Source organism: Streptococcus sp. 32226D021BW (assembly GCF_053545015.1).
This window is the reverse complement of record NZ_JBPPVC010000001.1, coordinates 190,718-209,369: the sequence shown is the minus strand read 5'-3', so window position 1 is coordinate 209,369 and position 18,652 is coordinate 190,718. Positions and strand designations below refer to the sequence as shown.

At 41.7% G+C, this 18,652-nt stretch carries 25 protein-coding genes and 1 other annotated feature (1 of these 26 only partly in view); all 25 genes read left to right on the top strand.

Features of this window, described 5'->3' with window-relative positions:
* Positions 1–38 (top strand) — a sequence feature (ribosomal protein L21 leader region); it begins 33 nt to the left of the window's first position.
* A gap of 35 nt (positions 39–73) precedes the next feature.
* Complete coding sequence (gene rplU, locus ACEE44_RS01140) at positions 74–388, top strand: 50S ribosomal protein L21 (protein WP_002941330.1); 315 nt, start codon at positions 74–76, stop codon at positions 386–388.
* A gap of 45 nt (positions 389–433) precedes the next feature.
* Positions 434–727 (top strand): 50S ribosomal protein L27, encoded by a 294-nt coding sequence (rpmA, locus tag ACEE44_RS01135; RefSeq protein WP_009909754.1) that lies wholly within the window; start codon positions 434–436, stop codon positions 725–727.
* Positions 728–1,034: 307 nt separating this feature from the next.
* Complete coding sequence (locus tag ACEE44_RS01130) at positions 1,035–1,490, top strand: GNAT family N-acetyltransferase (protein ID WP_029998816.1); 456 nt, start codon at positions 1,035–1,037, stop codon at positions 1,488–1,490.
* Positions 1,491–1,569: 79 nt separating this feature from the next.
* Complete coding sequence (locus ACEE44_RS01125; protein WP_029998818.1) at positions 1,570–2,475, top strand: LysR family transcriptional regulator; 906 nt, start codon at positions 1,570–1,572, stop codon at positions 2,473–2,475.
* A gap of 1 nt (position 2,476) precedes the next feature.
* A complete protein-coding gene (gene lspA, locus ACEE44_RS01120; RefSeq protein WP_029998820.1) occupies positions 2,477–2,941 on the top strand; it encodes a signal peptidase II in 465 nt (154 codons plus the stop codon).
* Positions 2,925–3,821, top strand: coding sequence for an RluA family pseudouridine synthase (locus ACEE44_RS01115; protein ID WP_449170953.1), 897 nt, complete (start codon positions 2,925–2,927; stop codon positions 3,819–3,821). Before lspA ends, ACEE44_RS01115 begins: the two co-directional genes overlap by 17 nt.
* A gap of 80 nt (positions 3,822–3,901) precedes the next feature.
* Positions 3,902–4,240: a zinc ribbon domain-containing protein YjdM gene (locus ACEE44_RS01110; protein WP_012775074.1), complete on the top strand. Its 339-nt coding sequence runs from the start codon at positions 3,902–3,904 to the stop codon at positions 4,238–4,240.
* A 48-nt stretch (positions 4,241–4,288) separates the two neighbouring features.
* Positions 4,289–4,924, top strand: a complete 636-nt coding sequence (locus tag ACEE44_RS01105; protein WP_449170952.1) for a Pr6Pr family membrane protein — start codon at positions 4,289–4,291, stop codon at positions 4,922–4,924.
* A gap of 321 nt (positions 4,925–5,245) precedes the next feature.
* A complete protein-coding gene (gene pyrR / locus ACEE44_RS01100; protein WP_172081771.1) occupies positions 5,246–5,767 on the top strand; it encodes a bifunctional pyr operon transcriptional regulator/uracil phosphoribosyltransferase PyrR in 522 nt (173 codons plus the stop codon).
* Between the two features lie 56 nt (positions 5,768–5,823).
* Positions 5,824–6,747 carry an aspartate carbamoyltransferase catalytic subunit gene (locus ACEE44_RS01095; RefSeq protein WP_449170951.1) on the top strand — a complete coding sequence of 308 codons (924 nt, stop codon included), beginning with the start codon at positions 5,824–5,826 and terminating at the stop codon, positions 6,745–6,747.
* Between the two features lie 532 nt (positions 6,748–7,279).
* Positions 7,280–8,356: a carbamoyl phosphate synthase small subunit gene (locus ACEE44_RS01090; protein WP_449170950.1), complete on the top strand. Its 1,077-nt coding sequence runs from the start codon at positions 7,280–7,282 to the stop codon at positions 8,354–8,356.
* 399 nt (positions 8,357–8,755) lie between these two features.
* Positions 8,756–11,935 (top strand): carbamoyl-phosphate synthase large subunit, encoded by a 3,180-nt coding sequence (gene carB / locus ACEE44_RS01085; RefSeq protein WP_449170949.1) that lies wholly within the window; start codon positions 8,756–8,758, stop codon positions 11,933–11,935.
* A gap of 115 nt (positions 11,936–12,050) precedes the next feature.
* Positions 12,051–12,494, top strand: a complete 444-nt coding sequence (locus ACEE44_RS01080; protein WP_449170948.1) for a hypothetical protein — start codon at positions 12,051–12,053, stop codon at positions 12,492–12,494.
* A complete protein-coding gene (locus ACEE44_RS01075) occupies positions 12,491–12,754 on the top strand; it encodes a hypothetical protein (protein WP_193434487.1) in 264 nt (87 codons plus the stop codon). Before ACEE44_RS01080 ends, ACEE44_RS01075 begins: the two co-directional genes overlap by 4 nt.
* Before the next feature lie 125 nt (positions 12,755–12,879).
* The gene (locus ACEE44_RS01070) at positions 12,880–13,065 is read left to right on the top strand and encodes a hypothetical protein (protein ID WP_105208996.1); all 186 of its coding nucleotides are present in this window, start codon (positions 12,880–12,882) and stop codon (positions 13,063–13,065) included.
* Between the two features lie 100 nt (positions 13,066–13,165).
* The gene (locus tag ACEE44_RS01065) at positions 13,166–13,747 is read left to right on the top strand and encodes a hypothetical protein (RefSeq protein ID WP_449170947.1); all 582 of its coding nucleotides are present in this window, start codon (positions 13,166–13,168) and stop codon (positions 13,745–13,747) included.
* A 12-nt stretch (positions 13,748–13,759) separates the two neighbouring features.
* Entirely contained in the window at positions 13,760–14,434 is a 675-nt protein-coding gene (locus ACEE44_RS01060) for a DUF6572 domain-containing protein (protein ID WP_449170946.1), read from the top strand.
* A gap of 125 nt (positions 14,435–14,559) precedes the next feature.
* Positions 14,560–14,931 carry a hypothetical protein gene (locus ACEE44_RS01055; RefSeq protein WP_449170945.1) on the top strand — a complete coding sequence of 124 codons (372 nt, stop codon included), beginning with the start codon at positions 14,560–14,562 and terminating at the stop codon, positions 14,929–14,931.
* Complete coding sequence (ifs, locus tag ACEE44_RS01050) at positions 14,931–15,800, top strand: NAD glycohydrolase toxin immunity factor (protein WP_449170944.1); 870 nt, start codon at positions 14,931–14,933, stop codon at positions 15,798–15,800. Before ACEE44_RS01055 ends, ifs begins: the two co-directional genes overlap by 1 nt.
* A gap of 55 nt (positions 15,801–15,855) precedes the next feature.
* Complete coding sequence (locus ACEE44_RS01045; RefSeq protein WP_449170943.1) at positions 15,856–16,644, top strand: class I SAM-dependent methyltransferase; 789 nt, start codon at positions 15,856–15,858, stop codon at positions 16,642–16,644.
* Entirely contained in the window at positions 16,619–17,266 is a 648-nt protein-coding gene (gene pcp, locus ACEE44_RS01040; RefSeq protein WP_449170942.1) for a pyroglutamyl-peptidase I, read from the top strand. The genes ACEE44_RS01045 and pcp overlap by 26 nt, the downstream gene beginning before the upstream one ends.
* Positions 17,266–17,574, top strand: coding sequence for a DUF4298 domain-containing protein (locus tag ACEE44_RS01035; RefSeq protein ID WP_449170941.1), 309 nt, complete (start codon positions 17,266–17,268; stop codon positions 17,572–17,574). The genes pcp and ACEE44_RS01035 overlap by 1 nt, the downstream gene beginning before the upstream one ends.
* 12 nt (positions 17,575–17,586) lie before the next feature.
* The gene (locus ACEE44_RS01030) at positions 17,587–17,970 is read left to right on the top strand and encodes a YybH family protein (RefSeq protein ID WP_449170940.1); all 384 of its coding nucleotides are present in this window, start codon (positions 17,587–17,589) and stop codon (positions 17,968–17,970) included.
* Positions 17,971–18,106: 136 nt separating this feature from the next.
* The gene (gene rpsP / locus ACEE44_RS01025) at positions 18,107–18,379 is read left to right on the top strand and encodes a 30S ribosomal protein S16 (protein ID WP_024392238.1); all 273 of its coding nucleotides are present in this window, start codon (positions 18,107–18,109) and stop codon (positions 18,377–18,379) included.
* A gap of 21 nt (positions 18,380–18,400) precedes the next feature.
* A complete protein-coding gene (locus ACEE44_RS01020; protein ID WP_332412707.1) occupies positions 18,401–18,643 on the top strand; it encodes a KH domain-containing protein in 243 nt (80 codons plus the stop codon).
* Positions 18,644–18,652: the final 9 nt, after the last annotated feature.

Genomic DNA, 18,652 nt, shown 5'->3' with positions numbered 1-18,652 from the left:
GGTTCGTCCCACGGTACTAGGCGAGTCTTCACATTAAATTCGGGCAAGGCCCAAAAATCATAGGAGGTGCATAATGAGCACATATGCAATCATTAAAACTGGCGGCAAACAAGTTAAAGTTGAAGTCGGTCAAGCTATCTACGTTGAAAAATTGAACGTTGAAGCAGGTCAAGAAGTTACTTTCGAAGAAGTAGTTCTTGTTGGTGGTGAGAAAACTGTTGTGGGTACTCCACTTGTAGCAGGCGCTACTGTTGTTGGTACTGTTGAAAAACAAGGTAAACAGAAAAAAGTTGTTACCTTCAAGTACAAACCTAAAAAAGGTAGCCACCGCAAACAAGGTCACCGTCAACCTTACACAAAAGTTGTTATCAACGCTATCAACGCTTAAGGCGTAGCTTGAAACAATCATTTCAGAAATTCGGAGGAATAACATATGTTAAACTTGAATCTTGCTAACTTGCAATTTATGGCCCACAAAAAAGGTGGAGGTTCAACGTCAAACGGTCGTGATTCACAAGCGAAACGCCTTGGTGCGAAAGCTGCTGACGGCCAAACTGTATCAGGTGGTTCAATCCTTTACCGCCAACGTGGTACAAAAATCTATCCAGGAGCTAACGTAGGTCGTGGTGGAGATGACACTCTTTACGCTAAAGTAGAAGGCGTTGTACGCTTCGAACGTAAAGGTCGCGATAAGAAACAAGTATCTGTTTACCCAATCGCTAAATAAGTCTGAAAATGACTTAACAATAGGCTTTCCGAGATTTCGGAAGGCCTGTTTTTTTGTTTTGATACCCATTTTTCATTTACCAAGGGTTTGGTGTGAAATGGTCAGGCATTTGTAGTTATATAAAAAGTTATCAGTTGAAACTGAACATTTTAATATAGGTTGACTGACAGGGGCAATATATGCTAGTATAACCATATAATAGAATGAAGGGAGGCGATTCAAATGAAAGGAATAGTAAGATATTTCGAAAAACTAGGAATCAAGAGTAAGGAGGTTAGGGCAAATTAACCTCCGATAGGAGAAAATAATGAAGATTGTAGCAATAAGTGATTCAGTTGAAAAAGCTGAGATTATTAAAACGGTATTAGCAGATTTACCTGAGTGGTTTGGCTTACCTGAAAGCACTAAAGAATATATTCAGGATGGGAGTTTGCTGCCGTTGTGGGCCGCATTTGACGAAGATGAGCCAATAGGATTTGTAACCCTAACGAGCACCTCTGACGCTTGCGGGGAAGTTCATTGTATGGGTGTTAAAAAATCTCATCATCGAAAAGGACTGGGACGAGCGTTGATGCAAGCATTAGAAGGAGAGGCGAGAAAATCGTTTACCTATCTACAGGTCAAGACGGTTGATCAAGGGCATTATAAAGAATATGATCAGACGATTGGCTTTTATCACTCTTGTGGCTTTGCTAAGTTAGAAGTTTTTCCAAACTTGTGGGACGAATGGAATCCCTGTCTTATTATGATTAAAAAGTTATAGTCATTAGCCATCAGCAATTTTGCTGGTGGTTTTAATCTGTGTTATAATAGAAAGATGAGAATTGAGAAAGGACTTGACGATGAATATTCAACAATTACGGTATGTTGTTGCTATTGCCAACAGTGGTACTTTTCGAGAGGCGGCAGAGAAAATGTATGTGTCCCAGCCTAGTCTGTCCATTGCAATTCGTGATTTGGAGAAAGAGGTTGGTTTTCAAATTTTTAACCGAACAAGTTCAGGAACCTTTCTAACCAAAGAGGGAATGGATTTTTATGAAAAAGCTCAAGCCTTGGTTAAGGGCTTTGACCAATTTGAAAATCGTTATTTGCAACCTGAAGAAGGGGAAAAGATTTTTTCCATTTCCAGTCAGCACTATGACTTTTTACCACCGTTGATAACAGAATTCTCAAAGGAGCATCCTCAGTATAAAAATCTCCGAATTTTTGAATCGACAACGGTTCAAATTTTGGATGAAGTGGCCCAAGGATATAGCGAACTAGGGATTATTTATCTGAATGGTCGCAATACAAAAGGCATTATGCAGAAATTAGAGAAACTCAAGTTAGAGGTTGAGGAGTTAATTGCCTTTCAAACACATATCTATATTCGGAAAGACCATCCTTTGACTAGCAAGTCTGAGGTTGAGTTGAATGATTTAGTTGGTCTTCCGACAGTGCGATTCACACAAGAGAAGGAAGCATATCTCTATTATTCTGAAAATTTGATTGATACGTCAGATTCCTCTGTTACTTTTGATGTAACGGACCGAGCAACTTTGAATGGTATTTTGGAGCGGACCGATGCCTATGCGACAGGATCTGGTTTCTTAGATAGTGAAAGTGTGAACGGGATAACGGTCATTCCAATCAAAGGACAGGTCGATAATCGCATGGTCTATGTCAAACGAGCTGATGGAGACTTAAGCCAATGTGCTTTAGATTTTATTGAAATGATGCATCAATATTTTGATGCGAAGAAAGGTTAGTATGAGAAAGTTTGGATTTCCAATACTGGCAGCTGTTTTGATAGCTGTTGACCAGCTTGTTAAGGCTTGGACTGTTGCCAATATTGAATTAGACACGGTTGAGCCATTTCTTCCAGGATTTATGAGTTTAGCCTATTTACGCAATTATGGAGCGGCTTGGTCTATCTTGCAAAATCAGCAGTGGTTTTTCACGATTGTAACAATTACAGCGGTGACAGGTTTAATTTGGTATTATGTGAAGCAAATCAAGGGTAACCTATGGACCTTATTTAGTCTGGCTTTGATGATTGCTGGGGCCTTGGGGAATTTTATTGATCGAATTCGTCTTGGTTATGTAGTGGATATGTTCCACTTGGATTTTATCAGTTTCCCAGTTTTTAATGTGGCGGATATGTGTTTATCTGTCGGTGTTGGAATTTTGTTTATTTGTATCATGAAAGAAGAGAATAATGGAAGTAAGAGTTGAGATTGGTGGCATTCGTTTAGACAAGGCCTTGGCGGATTTGACAGATTTGTCCCGTTCAGTTGCCAATGAACAGATTAAAAATGGTCAGGTTTTGGTCAATGGCCAGCCCAAAAAAGCCAAATATAGCGTGCAGGCAGGAGATGTCTTAACCTATCAGGTGCCAGAAGTTGAAGAAATTGACTATGTAGCAGAAGACATTCCCTTAGAAATTGTCTATCAGGATGCGGATGTGGCTGTGGTCAATAAACCTCAAGGGATGGTTGTTCACCCATCTGCGGGCCACACATCTGGTACACTGGTCAATGCGCTTTTGTATCATGTCAAGGATTTGTCAGGTATCAATGGTGTTCTTCGACCAGGAATTGTTCATCGGATTGACAAGGATACATCTGGCTTGCTCATGATTGCCAAAAATGATGAGGCTCATACCAAGCTGGCTGCGGAGTTGAAAGATAAGAAGTCCCTTCGGAAATATTGGGCGATTGTTCATGGCAATCTGCCAAATGACCGTGGCATGATTGAGGCACCGATTGGGCGTTCTGAGAAAGACCGCAAGAAACAGGCTGTGACTGCTAAAGGGAAAGAAGCTGTGACACGTTTTCAGGTTTTGGAACGTTTCGGGGATTATACCTTGCTAGAATTGACCTTGGAAACCGGTCGGACACATCAAATACGTGTTCACATGGCTTATATCGGTCATCCTGTGGCTGGTGATGAAGCCTACGGTCCTAAAAAGACACTCAAAGGGCATGGCCAATTTCTTCATGCCAGAACGCTTGGATTTACCCATCCGAGAACTGGGGAAGTGGTGGAGTTTACGGCAGAAGCGCCACCTATTTTCCAAGAAACGCTTGAAAAACTCCGTCGTTCAAATGGCTGATGAAAACCTGTTCATCTTGCCCATTTTCCCAACAAATGCTATACTAGTAGACGATAAAAATGTAAGGAGTATGAAAAAATATGGAAACTTTACCAAATTGCCCAAAATGTAATTCTGAATATGTCTATGAAGACGGTGCCCTCTTGGTTTGCCCTGAGTGTGCTTACGAATGGAACCCAGCAGATGTAGCTGAGGAAGAAAGTGGACCTGTTGCAATTGATGCTAACGGTAATCGTTTGGCGGACGGCGATACTGTGACACTAATCAAAGACTTGAAAGTTAAGGGTGCACCTAAAGATTTGAAGCAAGGTACACGTGTTAAAGGCATCCGTATCGTTGAAGGCGATCACAATATCGACTGTAAAATCGATGGTTTTGGTGCCATGAAGTTGAAATCAGAATTTGTTAAAAAAATCTAAGAAAAAGGGCTGGTCCATCCAGTCTTTTGTCGTCTTTGAAAGGATAATATGAAGAATCAAACTATTTTATTCTATAGTCGGTGCTTGTTGGCAGTTTTGGCTATTACAGGAACGGTCTTGGAAATTGTAAAGTACGGTATCGGTATGCTTATGTACTATACAGTGCTTTCAAACCTCTTGGTATCTGTCTTTGCGGTTTATATGGTGCTTGCCATGAAGAAGGGTGAGGATTTACAGGCTACTCGTTTTCTTCGTATAAAGGCAGCGGTAACCATGTCTATCATGATTACCTGTGTGGTCTATCATTTCATGTTGGCGCCTTTGGCAGATGATTTTTGGCGAGTGGAAAATATGCTCTGTCACTATATTGTTCCGATTTATTTCTTGTTAGATACCCTACTTGTCGACCGTCAGCAACAGTACAAGTGGTTTGACCCGATTTGGTGGACACTTTTGCCAGTTCTCTACATGATTTTTGGGCTTGTTAATGGTTTTTTTATTAAAATTCCTATCCCTGATGCCAAGGATAGTCCCTTTGCCTATTTCTTCCTCAATGTTCCCAAATATGGCTGGCCTTATGTACTGACCTATGCGGCAATGATTTTTGTGGCCTATCTGGTTTTTGGTTTTGTTTTGACTGGTGTAAAGTCCGTAAATCTCCGTCGTAATCTGCTAAACAGGTAACATTCTCAGCAAAATCCGAAGATTTTCCAATTTTTTACTGTAAGAATTTGTCTAGGTAGAAAAATTGTGCTATACTTTGCTTAATCAATCCTTTAAATCCTGTCCAGAGAGGCAGACAAGGAGCAACGTGTTAAGCAGGTTAGTAGATAATATAGTCGAATGAATTAGCTTTCAGACAAGGAACTGAGGTGCAGGCAATACTGGGGTATGGCAAGCCGAAAGTGACGATGTATCAAAGCTAATTCAAATGACTATACTAGCCTATATTTTCATAGTCTCCTTGTAAAAGGGGACTTTTTTCTATATTTTTTGGAGGTCTTTATGAAGACAAAAGAAATCGTTGACGATATGACCATGAAACGGGCCATCACCCGTATCACCTATGAAATTATCGAGCGGAACAAAAATTTGGATAATATTGTTCTGGCAGGTATAAAAACCCGCGGGGTGTTCATTGCTAAACGTATTCAGGAAAGGCTGAAACAGTTAGAGGGGATTGATGTTCCACTGGGGGAACTGGATACCAAGCCTTTCCGTGATGATGTAAAAGTCGAAGAAGATACGACAAGCATGACTGCTGATGTGAATGAGCGTGATGTTATTTTGGTGGATGATGTGCTCTATACGGGTCGGACCATTCGTGCGGCTATTGACAATGTGGTTTCCTTGGGGCGACCAGCTCGCGTTAGTCTGGCTGTTCTAGTTGACCGTGGGCACAGGGAGTTACCTATTCGAGCGGACTATGTTGGGAAGAACATTCCGACTAGTCGTTCGGAAGAAATCATTGTTCACATGGCTGAAATCGATGGTCAGGATTCTGTCCTCCTAGTCGAGGGAGCTTAGTCGTTTATTTTTCAACTCAATATTCTACATCTTATATCCTAAAGGCAGGTATCGTCATGACAATTACAAATGGTAAAGTTTCACTCAAACACTTGGTTACAATGGAAACTCTTTCCAACGAAGAAGTACTCGGGCTTATTCAGAGAGGAATTGCTTTCAAAAATGGTGAAAAAGTTCAGTTAGATAGGAAATATTACGCTTCCAACCTCTTCTTTGAAGATTCGACTAGGACTCATAAGTCTTTTGAAATGGCAGAGCTTCGTTTGGATATGGGTATGATTGATTTTGATGCGCGTACCAGTTCGGTCAATAAGGGTGAAACCTTGTATGATACGATTTTGACCATGTCAGCTCTGGGAGTTGATATTTGTGTTATTCGCCACTCTGAAGTAGATTATTACAAGCAATTGATTGATAGCCCTACCATTCAGACTTCAATCGTCAATGGTGGTGATGGTTCTGGGCAACATCCAAGCCAGTCCTTGCTTGACTTGATGACTATATATGAAGAATTTGGAACCTTTGAGGGCTTGAAGATTGCCATTGCTGGTGATATTACACACTCACGGGTTGCCAAGTCCAATATGCAAATTTTGAAGCGTTTGGGCGCTGAAATTTACTTTGCTGGGCCAGAAGAGTGGTATGCAGAGGAATTTGATGTTTATGGTCAACATGTGAATATTGATGATATTGTTGAGAAAGTAGATGTCTTGATGTTGCTTCGTGTGCAACACGAGCGACATGATGGTGATGGAGGGTTTTCGAAAGAAACCTACAATCGCTTGCATGGCTTGACTGAAGAACGCTACAAGCGCTTGAAAGACAGAGCTATTGTCATGCATCCTGCCCCTGTCAATCGTGATGTAGAAATTGATGACCATTTAGTAGAGGCATCAAAATCACGCATCGTCAGACAAATGCAGAATGGAGTATTTGTCCGGATGGCGATTTTGGAAGCAATTGTCAATGGCAAGGCTTAAAAGTAAGCTGTTCAGGTATCTTAGAACTGAGCAGTTCGTAATTTGTTAGACTTATCTTATTTAATGTCGCTCAGAGAGGCGACGAATAGAAAGGCAAGGAACAGGTCAATGGTTGCGAGCAACTCATTTCCCTACGCCTGCCTCTATGGAGGTCAGGCTATTCCTTGCACTAGCTCGAAAATGGATTATTATCGAATCCATTTTCTCACGTCGGTCAGAGCCAGTCGGACTACATGGAAGGCATGTGTCCTTCTACGTAAAGTCCTATGGGACCTTTGCTACCTCTGACACTAGCCGTAAGGTTTACCTAATATCGAGCTAAACCTTTCGGCGTCGGACTATTATTTAATTCTATCCGGAGAGATAGAAAATAGAAAGGAGAAGATACAGGTTCGAGTATGATCTTGTTTTCCTATTCGAACACGCCCTAAGGACTGTGTGAAAAAGATAAATATCGTCTTGACGCTCATAGCGTCGGCGTCGAATTTCCTATTTTCACTTTGTCCTTTTAACGGGCTTTGTATCATAGTTTATGTCAAAAAGACGTTTAATTTTGGAAGATGGTACTATTTTTGAAGGTGAGGCCTTTGGTGCTGATATTGATGTGACTGGTGAGTTAGTTTTCTCAACGGGGATGACTGGTTATCAGGAATCAATCACAGACCAGTCCTATAATGGTCAGATTTTAACCTTTACCTATCCTTTGGTGGGAAATTATGGGATCAATCGAGATGATTATGAATCCATCAATCCGACCTGTAAGGGGGTTGTGGTTAGTGAATGGGCTCGTAGGGCAAGTAACTGGCGTAACCAGATGACTTTGGATGAATTTTTAAAGGCTAAGAAAATTCCAGCTATTTCTGGAATTGACACACGCGCCTTGACAAAAATTATTCGTCAGCACGGGACCATGAAGGCGACTCTTGCAAATGTTGGTGATTCCGTTGAGCATTTGACGGATCAGCTGAGGGCGACCGTTTTGCCAACCAACAACATCCAGCAAGTATCTACCAAAACAGCCTATCCTGCGCCTGGAATTGGCCGTAGTGTTGTGCTGGTTGATTTTGGCTTGAAGCATTCTATTCTTCGTGAATTAGCAAAACGCGACTGCAATGTGACGGTTGTTCCTTACGATACGACAGCAGAAGAAATATTGGCTCTTAATCCAGACGGTGTCATGCTGTCAAACGGTCCTGGTAACCCAGATGATGTTCCAGAAGCTTTGGACATGATTCGGGGCATTCTTGGAAAAATTCCAATTTTTGGTATCTGTATGGGGCACCAACTCTTCGCCAAGGCCAATGGTGCTACAACTTACAAGATGAAGTTCGGACATCGAGGATTTAACCATGCGGTTCGTGAAATTGCGACTGGTCGAGTAGATTTTACCAGTCAGAACCACGGTTATGCTGTTGCTCGTGAAGATTTGCCAGAGTGTTTGATGATTACACATGAGGAAATCAACGACAAATCAGTTGAAGGGGTACGCCATAAGTACCATCCAGGTTTCTCTGTTCAATTCCATCCGGATGCAGCACCTGGTCCACACGATGCTAGCTATCTCTTTGATGAATTTATGGATTTGATGGATGGCTTCCAGGCAAGATAATAAATCTATTGTTTACAATTTCGAAAACACTTTATTGCCGAATGTCAGTTATTTAATGTCGCTCAGATAGGCGACGAATAGAAAGGCAAGGGATAGGTCAATGGTTGCAAGCAACTCATTTCCCTACGCCTGCCTCTATGGAGGTCAGGCTATCCCTTGCACTAGCAGTAAGGTTTAACTAATATCGAGCTAAACCTTACTGCGTCGGACTTATCTTATTTAATGTCAACCTGAGAGTTGACGAATAGAAAGGAGAAGGGGTGTTCTGTTGCTCGGATTTTCTAATTGAATTCGGGCTACGGACTGGGTCAAAAAGATAGTTTTTCCTCGAACGCAAGCGTTCTTGGTCAAACTCCTATTTTGACTGTGTCCGCTTAACGCCCTTAATATCTTAAAATTATGCCAAAACGTACGGATATTAAGAAAATTATGGTGATTGGGTCTGGTCCGATTATTATCGGTCAGGCTGCGGAGTTTGATTATGCTGGGACTCAGGCTTGTTTGGCTTTGAAGGAAGAAGGCTATAGCGTTGTCTTGGTCAATTCAAACCCTGCGACCATCATGACAGACAAGGAAATAGCAGACAAGGTTTATATTGAGCCAATTACGCTTGAATTTGTCACACGGATTTTACGGAAGGAGCGTCCAGATGCTCTCTTGCCAACCCTGGGTGGTCAGACAGGTCTTAATATGGCCATGGAATTGTCCAAGGCTGGTATTTTAGATGAGCTTGGAGTTGAGCTGTTGGGCACCAAACTGTCTGCAATCGATCAGGCAGAGGACCGCGACCTCTTCAAACAACTCATGGAAGATCTCAAGCAGCCAATTCCTGAATCAACCATTGTGACAACAGTTGATGAGGCTTTGGCATTTGCCAAGGAAATCGGCTATCCTGTCATTGTTCGACCAGCCTTCACGCTGGGTGGTACTGGAGGTGGTATGTGTGCCAATGAGGAAGAACTGCGTGAAATTGCAGAAAATGGTCTGAAATTGTCACCAGTGACTCAGTGTTTGATTGAGCGTTCGATTGCTGGTTTCAAGGAAATCGAATACGAAGTGATGCGGGATGCGGCTGACAATGCCTTGGTCGTATGTAACATGGAAAACTTTGACCCTGTGGGAATTCATACAGGAGATTCTATCGTATTTGCCCCAACGCAGACGCTTTCGGATATTGAAAACCAGATGTTGCGTGATGCCAGTCTCAGCATCATCCGTGCCTTGAAAATCGAAGGCGGGTGCAATGTGCAGTTGGCACTGGATCCACATAGTTTCAAATATTATGTCATTGAAGTAAACCCACGTGTGTCCCGTTCGTCTGCCTTGGCATCCAAAGCGACAGGTTATCCTATTGCCAAATTGGCAGCAAAAATTGCGGTTGGCTTGACCTTGGATGAAATGGTGAACCCTGTCACAGGAACAACCTACGCTATGTTTGAGCCTGCTCTTGACTACGTTGTGGCAAAAATTCCACGTTTCCCATTTGATAAGTTTGAAAAAGGGGAGCGTCGCCTTGGAACGCAGATGAAGGCAACTGGTGAGGTTATGGCCATTGGTCGTAATATCGAAGAAAGTTTACTCAAGGCCTGCCGTTCTTTGGAAATCGGAGTCTATCACAATGAAATGCCTGAACTCAGCCAAGTGACAGATGACCAATTGGTTGAAAAGATTGTCAAGGCACAGGATGATCGTTTATTCTATCTTTCAGAAGCCCTTCGACGTGGCTATACAGTAGAAGAACTGGCTCAGTTGACGAAGATTGATCTATTCTTCCTTGATAAACTGCTCCATATCTTAGAAATTGAGCAGGAATTGGCAATCAATCACGATAATATCGACTTATTGAAAAAAGCCAAGAAGTACGGTTTTGCAGACCGCAAGATTGCGGAACTCTGGGGACGGACAGAATCCTACATTCGTCAACTGCGGACTGAATACAAAATCGTCCCTGTTTATAAGATGGTGGACACTTGTGCGGCCGAGTTTGAAAGTACTACACCTTATTTCTATTCAACTTATGAGTGGGAAAATGAGTCCATCCGCTCGGAAAAAGAATCTGTTTTAGTGTTGGGCTCAGGCCCAATTCGTATTGGACAGGGTGTGGAGTTTGACTATGCAACGGTGCATTCGGTCAAGGCCATTCAGGCGGCTGGCTACGAAGCCATCATTATGAATTCAAATCCTGAAACAGTGTCAACTGACTTTTCGGTTTCGGACAAGCTTTACTTCGAGCCGTTGACCTTGGAAGATGTTTTGAATGTGATTGACCTTGAGAAACCCAAAGGGGTTATCGTTCAGTTCGGTGGCCAGACGGCCATCAATTTGGCAGAGCCATTGGCTAAAGCGGGTATTCCAATCTTGGGTACGCAAGTAGCGGATTTGGATAGAGCTGAAGACAGGGATTTATTTGAAAAAGCCCTGAAAGACCTTGGGATTCCACAGCCACCAGGCCAAACCGCAACCAACGAAGAGGAAGCACTAGAAGCAGCCCGCAAAATTGGTTTCCCGGTACTTGTTCGTCCCTCATATGTCTTGGGCGGTCGTGCTATGGAGATTGTCGAAAATGAAGAGGACTTACGTTCTTATATGAGAACCGCGGTCAAGGCTTCGCCAGAGTACCCAGTTTTGGTGGATTCTTACATCGTCGGTCGTGAGTGTGAAGTGGATGCTATTTCAGATGGTAAGGATGTCTTGATTCCGGGTATTATGGAGCATATCGAGCGTGCAGGGGTTCACTCAGGTGACTCGATGGCAGTTTATCCGCCACAAACCTTGTCTAAAGAGGTGCATGCGACCATTGCAGACTACACCAAACGATTGGCAATCGGCCTCAACTGTATCGGTATGATGAATATCCAGTTTGTTATCAAGGATGAAACGGTATATGTGATTGAGGTCAATCCTCGTGCTAGTCGTACGGTGCCATTCTTATCCAAAGTCACAGACATTCCGATGGCTCAGGTTGCAACCAAATTGATTTTGGGACAAAGCCTTGCGGAACTGGGTTACCAAGACGGTCTTTATCCTGAGAGCAAGCAAGTGCACGTTAAAGCACCAGTATTCTCATTTACAAAATTGGCTAAAGTTGACAGTTTGTTAGGTCCAGAGATGAAGTCAACCGGTGAGATTATGGGGTCAGACTTGACACTGGAAAAGGCACTTTACAAGGCTTTCGAGGCAAGTTATCAGCACCTAGCTGAGTTTGGTAATGTTGTCTTTACCATCGCGGATGAAGACAAGGAAGAAGCACTTGGTCTTGCCCAACGCTTCCATGAACTTGGTTATGGTCTACTGGCTACAGCTGGAACAGCTGCCTTTCTAACAGAAAATGGTCTTTCCGTAACAACTGTTGGAAAATTAGGCGATGAGTCCTGTCAAGATATTCCTAATCTAGTTCGAGCTGGAAAGGTACAGGCTATTATCAATACGGTTGGTAAAAAACGTGTGGCCGATGGTGACGGTCAAGTCATTCGAAGCTCTGCCATTGAAGGAGGAATCCCACTCTTTACAGCTCTTGATACAGCAGAAGCCATGATTAAAGTGTTGGAAAGCCGCAGCTTTATGACACAGGCTATATAGAAGATAATGCAAATTTGCAGCATAGACGACTTCGCAAGAGGTCGTCTTTTTGGTATAATAGAGTTGTAATTTTAACTAGTAGGATCAGCAAGGTAAATAAGGGAATAAAATGAAAATGGAAAAAATGACAGTAGAAGAGTTTTTACAATTGAAGAAGGATGCTCAGGTATCCTTGATTCTATTTATTGTTTTTGGAGTTTTCTTGTTTTCCAGCATGTTTTATATCACAGTGATTGGTGCGAGAACACAAATGTACAATTCACTTGTGACGATGGTGTTTCTATCTGTATTGATGAGTGCATTCAGACCCTATGTTTTTTCCAAAAATATCTTAGAGAAAAAGCAACCTGAGCTGAAACAGTATTCGACAGAGGGCTACTCAGTTTCTAGTGCCTTTCTAAAAAGGGGGTTTTTAGTTTATTCGGTTGCGATTATTGTGGTTGTATTCGGTTTTGCTTCTGCCTACGCAACTCGGGTTGAGACCATCCTTCCCGATGATACCTTACCAAGTCTGGAACAGAAATCTATTATTGAATTAGAGCTTGAGGAAGATCAATGACAAAGCAAGAATTACTGAATTTTGTGGAAGCTCACCAATCTGAAATAGGGGCATTTACTATTATGCCAGGAAGAAAATTTGGTGGGCAATTTACTCTCGGCTACTATTTTGATGAGGAGTCACAAAAATATAAAGTGTATGAAATGAGTGAGAGACAAGTCATGTTTATACGAGAAGAGTGTTCTGATGAAGCTGAAGCGATGGAGAAACTGTATGAATGGATTGTTTTTAAATTTCATATAACTGAAAAGCTTATTTAGATTTATCCATAGATTCTATCGAAATTATAGAGGCCTCTGTTTAGGGACTCCAGAGTCAAATCTCTCATGTTGAAGTCTCTAGCCCAAGCCAAATTCAGCTCAACGCGCGTCAGGGTCAGGACTTTGTGGACTTACAAACGGTCGAGTTTGGTAAAATCGCCAGCAAGGTCGAGAATAACATCACGATCAAGATGACGGTTGATGGCGTTGAGCAGAAAATCCGAGTGGATGCGATTGGTTTTGACGAGGCAGGTGACATCCGCATTCAGGAATACACAACTGCCCAGAATGGTTTGAAAATCAGTCGTTAGAACCTCTTGGAGGACCTGTCCAAGTACGGCGGCACCATTGTCGGCGCAGGCAAGGGCGACTTTGTCGGCGGTGTTGAGATACCTAAGGGCACACGGATTGATGTCGTGTCGCAGAAGACGGGGGAATGTTACGATTGGGGGAGACGGCTTCTCGCCAGAGTGGGAAAAGCTACGTCAGAGTTTTCCGAATCCTAATTTAGAGCAGTCAATAATAGATGACATCGTCACCATTCAGGTAGATTCTGAGAACGGTGAATTTAGGCCAAATCCCGAGAATTATCTTGGTTCTGAATATATTGAAAGTCATAATGCCAGATTTGAGAATGGTGTTGCTGCATTCGCCAGAGATACATCTAATTTAGAACGCTTTGGCCAATTCGGTCGTGATGATGGAGCTTTTGTTTTTCCTAAAGATGTAGCAGAGGCTATGGTTAGAGAAGCAGATGGGAATCCACGTGTTCTTGAAAAATTATTGGGGCTAGATGAAGGAAGTCTTGGTGAAAACCCCATTATGATAGAACCGCGCGAGGTCTCTAATTTGAGAATTCCAAGTGGTAATGAGGGAGGCTCAAAAGATAATATACAATGGCGTCCAGGTGGCTTAACCTATCCTGGAGGGGTTCCAGAAGCTGTAATAGACCCTGTACTGACAGACGCACTAAAAATAACTAAATTGTGGTGATAAGGAGGAATTATGGAACTAGTTCATATTAGTAAGAAAGATATCTTGGAGATTTACAAAGATGAAGATAAGTATATCTTAAAATATCCTACATTTAATATCACTATGCCGGAGGTTGTTAAAGAGGTTTCTAAGGAAGCGGTAGATAGTTATCTAGCCGGTGAGTATACTGGTGAAGAGTTGATGACTTATGCTAATTATGGTTTTTGGAAACCCAAAAATCATCTTACTCAAGAAGAATCAAATCGTAATTTTTTGAGGAACCATCCACAGTTGATTTTCAAAAATATTGAAAACAATCGCAGGCTTTTTTCCAAAGAGGAATTTGAAGAATTGTTAGCTAAAGCTTATGAGTTGTCAAAGCCAAAAGTATTATTGGAGCCAACCACCATCGACTCTATCGGCATCGTGGACGGGCACCTAGAACTGTTATTGACCGATGGGAACGAATGGCTTCCTGACACCGAACAAGACCACTTACTCAAACTCCAAGAAAAGTTGAACAACTACATTCACTTTATCGAAAGCAAGCAGTATGTGGACAGCTATGGGGATGACTTTACAGAAAAAGTTATCAATCTGACTTTTCAGTATGCCCCATCAGACAATGGTCTTGCTTTCCTTGTGCAAGTTCAAAAAGTTCTACAGCCGACAGATATTCGCTTGAAGGTTATTGTGCCAGAGTAGAGTTTTAATTCCAGACAGGGTCAACTTGTCTGGATTTTTTGGTATAATGGGAGGGTAGAAATATTCTTCATTTGTGCATAAACGGTTTGGCTAGACTTGGTCTAAAGCGGAGCCTAGGAGTGGGAATGAGGTTGGAGTTGTTATCTCTCGCATCCATTTTGAAACAAGTTGAGTATACACCCGAATGGGTTCAAAATGTTATAGATAATGACTTGGTATCATTTGTCAATGGTGATACGCCAGGTTCGAATCCACTTAATATTCCAGGGGCTAAAACTTGGTCAGGGGCTGATATGACAAATTCTGAGAGTGAGCTACTTATGCCTACTATTGATATGCGAGGGCATTCATATGAAGACTTCCAAGCTTCAATTGCAGAAAAGGGATATTATGAAATAAAAAATCCTAATGTTTTTATTCCTAATGTTACAACGAATCAGACTTATCCAACAGAGGGGATTGTCAGAATAAACCAATGGGTAGGAGGAAATAACTGATGAAAGACTATCAGCCAGTTAAAACAGGTTGGGAACTTGAGAAATATAAGCAAGCCATAAAAGAAGGTAAAGAGGATGAAGTGTTTCTTGGTGATGTCGAATTTATGATTCGTCATCGAGAATCTTTATTTGAAGGTATTACAGATATGGAGGTTTTGATAAGATACTGTTTGTTTCCTTTGTATGAAGAGGGAGATAGAGATATCGTTCGTCGCACAGAAAATATTCTAAAAGATTTTGTAGCAAGTGGTGAGATAAATAAATTGTATCAGGTCTCTCAGTATTTTAAAATTCAGAAATGGTTATTAAGTAGCTACAATAACCTTCCTTTTATTATTGAACTTGAACAATTTGTTCCGATTTTTTTTGAAAAAGTTGTCAAGATACCTTTGGAAACAGAATCAGTTCGATATGGAGCGGTTTGTGCTTGGATGAGTGAAACACCAGAATTTCTTGAGTATGACAAAACAACAATTGATAGGATTATGAATAAGCTTAAGGAATTAGCCAACAGACCTCAAGAAGTTCCATCACTTGAGGAAATTTTTCCGATTGAACTTGATCCAACCCAAATTGATTCTATAGGAGTTATAGAAAATCATTTGGAAATGTTATTGCTAGATAGCAACAAATGGCGAAAACCGCTGGAAAAACAACACCTTCTCAAACTCCAAGAAAAGTTGAACAATTACATTCACTTTATCGAAAGCAAGCAGTATGTGGACAGCTATGGGGATGACTTTACAGAAAAAGTTATCAATCTGACTTTTCAGTATGCCCCATCGGATAACGGTCTTGCCTTTTTGGTGCAAGTTCAAAAAGTATTACAGCCGACAGATATTCGTTTGAAGGTTGTAGTGCCAGAGTAGAGTCATTTCTACAAAATGAAGACTACATTTTCAGTATTTCTGGTACAATAGACTTATGAAAATAATCGTCACAACAAGTCTTAGAATGAACCATGACCTGATTTTACAAGCTAGGGAAATAGCAGCGCAGCTCGATCTAGACTATCAAGACCGTCGTAAGAGGTCAGTCCAGTCCATTCTAGCAGAAACAGAAGCTGACGCGGTGCTGGTCGTTTATCAAAGCCAGCTAGTTTTGGAAGAAATAAATGGACAACGCTTCTTTTTCCACCCTGACACAGCTATCTTGCGTATCAAATCTGGAAGAGATCCACTCTTGGAATTGCTAGGACCTGATAAACATACCGTCCTGGACTGTACCATGGGACTGGCTTCTGATAGTATTGTCTTAGCTAGTGCGGGTCATCAGGTGACTGCCTTGGAGAGTTCTCAGCTTATTCATTTTATGGTGAGCCGTGGGCTCAGAGAGTTTGATAGTGGTAATGAAGCGGTCAATCAAGCCATGAGGTCTATTCAGACGATTTGGACGAACAGTCTGACTTACTTACTGACACAAGCAGATCAGTCAGTCGATGTGATTTATGTTGACCCCATGTTTTCGCAGGAGATAAAGGAATCGGACAATCTTGATGGTCTGAAACCCTTTGCCAATTATACAGCTCTGTCTGAAGATTTTTTGAAAGAATGCAGGCGCGTGGCTCGGAAGAAATTGATTTTAAAGGCTCATTTTAGAGATCAGGCATTTGAAAAATTTGGTTTTAGACGCCATGTCAGACCCAATCAAAAATTTCATTATGGAGAAATTATTTTGGAGAAAAGCGATGAAAATTTTAGTAACAGGTTTTGATCCCTTTGGTGGTGAGGCCATCAATCCAGCTTTAGAAACCATCAAGTCCTTACCACCTACCATAGCAGGTGCAGAGATTATGATTGTCGAAGTTCCGACTGTTTTTGATAAGGCTGCTTGTGTATTGGAAGAAAAAATGGTAGAATATCAACCCGATGCAGTGCTTTGCATTGGACAAGCAGGGGGACGTGTAGATTTGACACCCGAGCGCGTGGCCATCAACCAGGATGACGCTCGCATTCCAGACAATGAGGGGCAACAACCCATTGACAAGACCATTCGTTCAGATGGACCAGCAGCATATTTTTCAACCCTACCTATCAAGGCCATGGTCGAAGCCATTCGTTCTGTGGGCATTCCTGCTTCTGTTTCAAACACCGCCGGCACCTTTGTCTGCAACCATCTCATGTATCAGGCCCTATATCTGGCTGAAAAATCCTTTCCTAATACTAAGGCAGGCTTCCTCCATATTCCCTATCTTCCTGAGCAGGTCTTGGACAAGCAAGGTGTTCCGTCCATGTCCCTTGAGGTGATTGTCAAAGGCATAGAGGCGGCCATTTCAGCTATTGTAGCCTATGCGGACAAGGAAGACATCAAAACTGTTGGAGGGGCGACGCATTGATGGATGGAAAATGGCAGAGCAGACAGCGTGTTGAACAGATGGAAAGAATTTTTAATTCCCAAATCCAGCTCATTTCTGCATTACGAACAATTCTAGAACAGGTCGAAACAAGCCAGCAAGCTTATTTGGAATTACTGGACTATTACCAAAGCTCGACCTACCTAGAAGATATGGACCTGGCTGATAGAGGGGAATTCAAACATCTTCCCTGCGGTGTCCTGAGTGAAGATGGTGTCTATAATTTGCTTGTCGATAGAAAAGAATTAGCAGCTAAGCTAAGAGAATATGTAGACTTCCTGGATGTGTAAGATTGGAGAGAAATGGCAAATAGGATTGAGAAAGTATTAGAATTATATAAGCAAGCTGTCTTGGAAAAGGATTTGGATCTCATGTTGTCCCTGTATTGTGACGATGTTTTGATTTACGATGTGGCTGGGCAGTGGTCTTTGTCTGGTAAGAAGGACTTGGCAGATATGGTGACTTTTTGGTTTCAAGAAATTGCGACGGATAGGATAGAAGTGAGCTATTCAAATCTGGAAATTCAGTCTTCTCAGACCTGTGCCTTTGCCTATTTTGATGCCAGCTTTTCAAAAATTGGAAAGGAGCAGTCTGTCACAGACCGTTTCACACTAGGCTTTATTTATGACCAAGGTTGGAAAATCAAGCACCAACACGCTAGTCATCCCATGATGACAATGCATTGAAATAATTGAAATTATTTTTATCATCTGTCAAGTTTTTTTCTTGACACCAGGTCGAAGTATGTTATAATAGAACATGTGATAAATAGCTCTGCTATTTCACCGAATAAAAAATATAAAGAAAAGAGAATATTTTAAAATGGCAGTAAAAATCCGTTTGACTCGTATGGGTTCTAAAAAGAAACCTTTCTACCGTATTAACGTTGCAGACTCACGCGCTCCACGCGATGGTCGTTTCATCGAAACAGTTGGTACATACAACCCACTTTTGGCTGAAAACTCAGTAACTCTTAAAGAAGAGCGTGTACTTGAGTGGTTGGCAAAAGGTGCACAACCATCTGATACAGTTCGTGCCCTTCTTTCAAACGCTGGCGTATTGAAGAAATTCCACGAGCAAAAATTCTCTAAATAAGAACAGTAAGCGAGAACACTTATGGACATGATTGAAAATCTCATTATTGCGATTGTGAAACCTTTGATTTCACAGCCTGATAGCTTGACAATTAGAATTGTTGATACACCTGAATTTTTAGAATATCATTTGGATTTGGATAAATCTGATATTGGACGTATAATTGGGAAAAAAGGGCGCACAATTTCTGCAATCAGAACGATTGTCTACTCTGTTCCAACAAGTGATAAAAAAGTTCGTTTAGTGATCGACGAGAAAGAATAATAAAAGTCA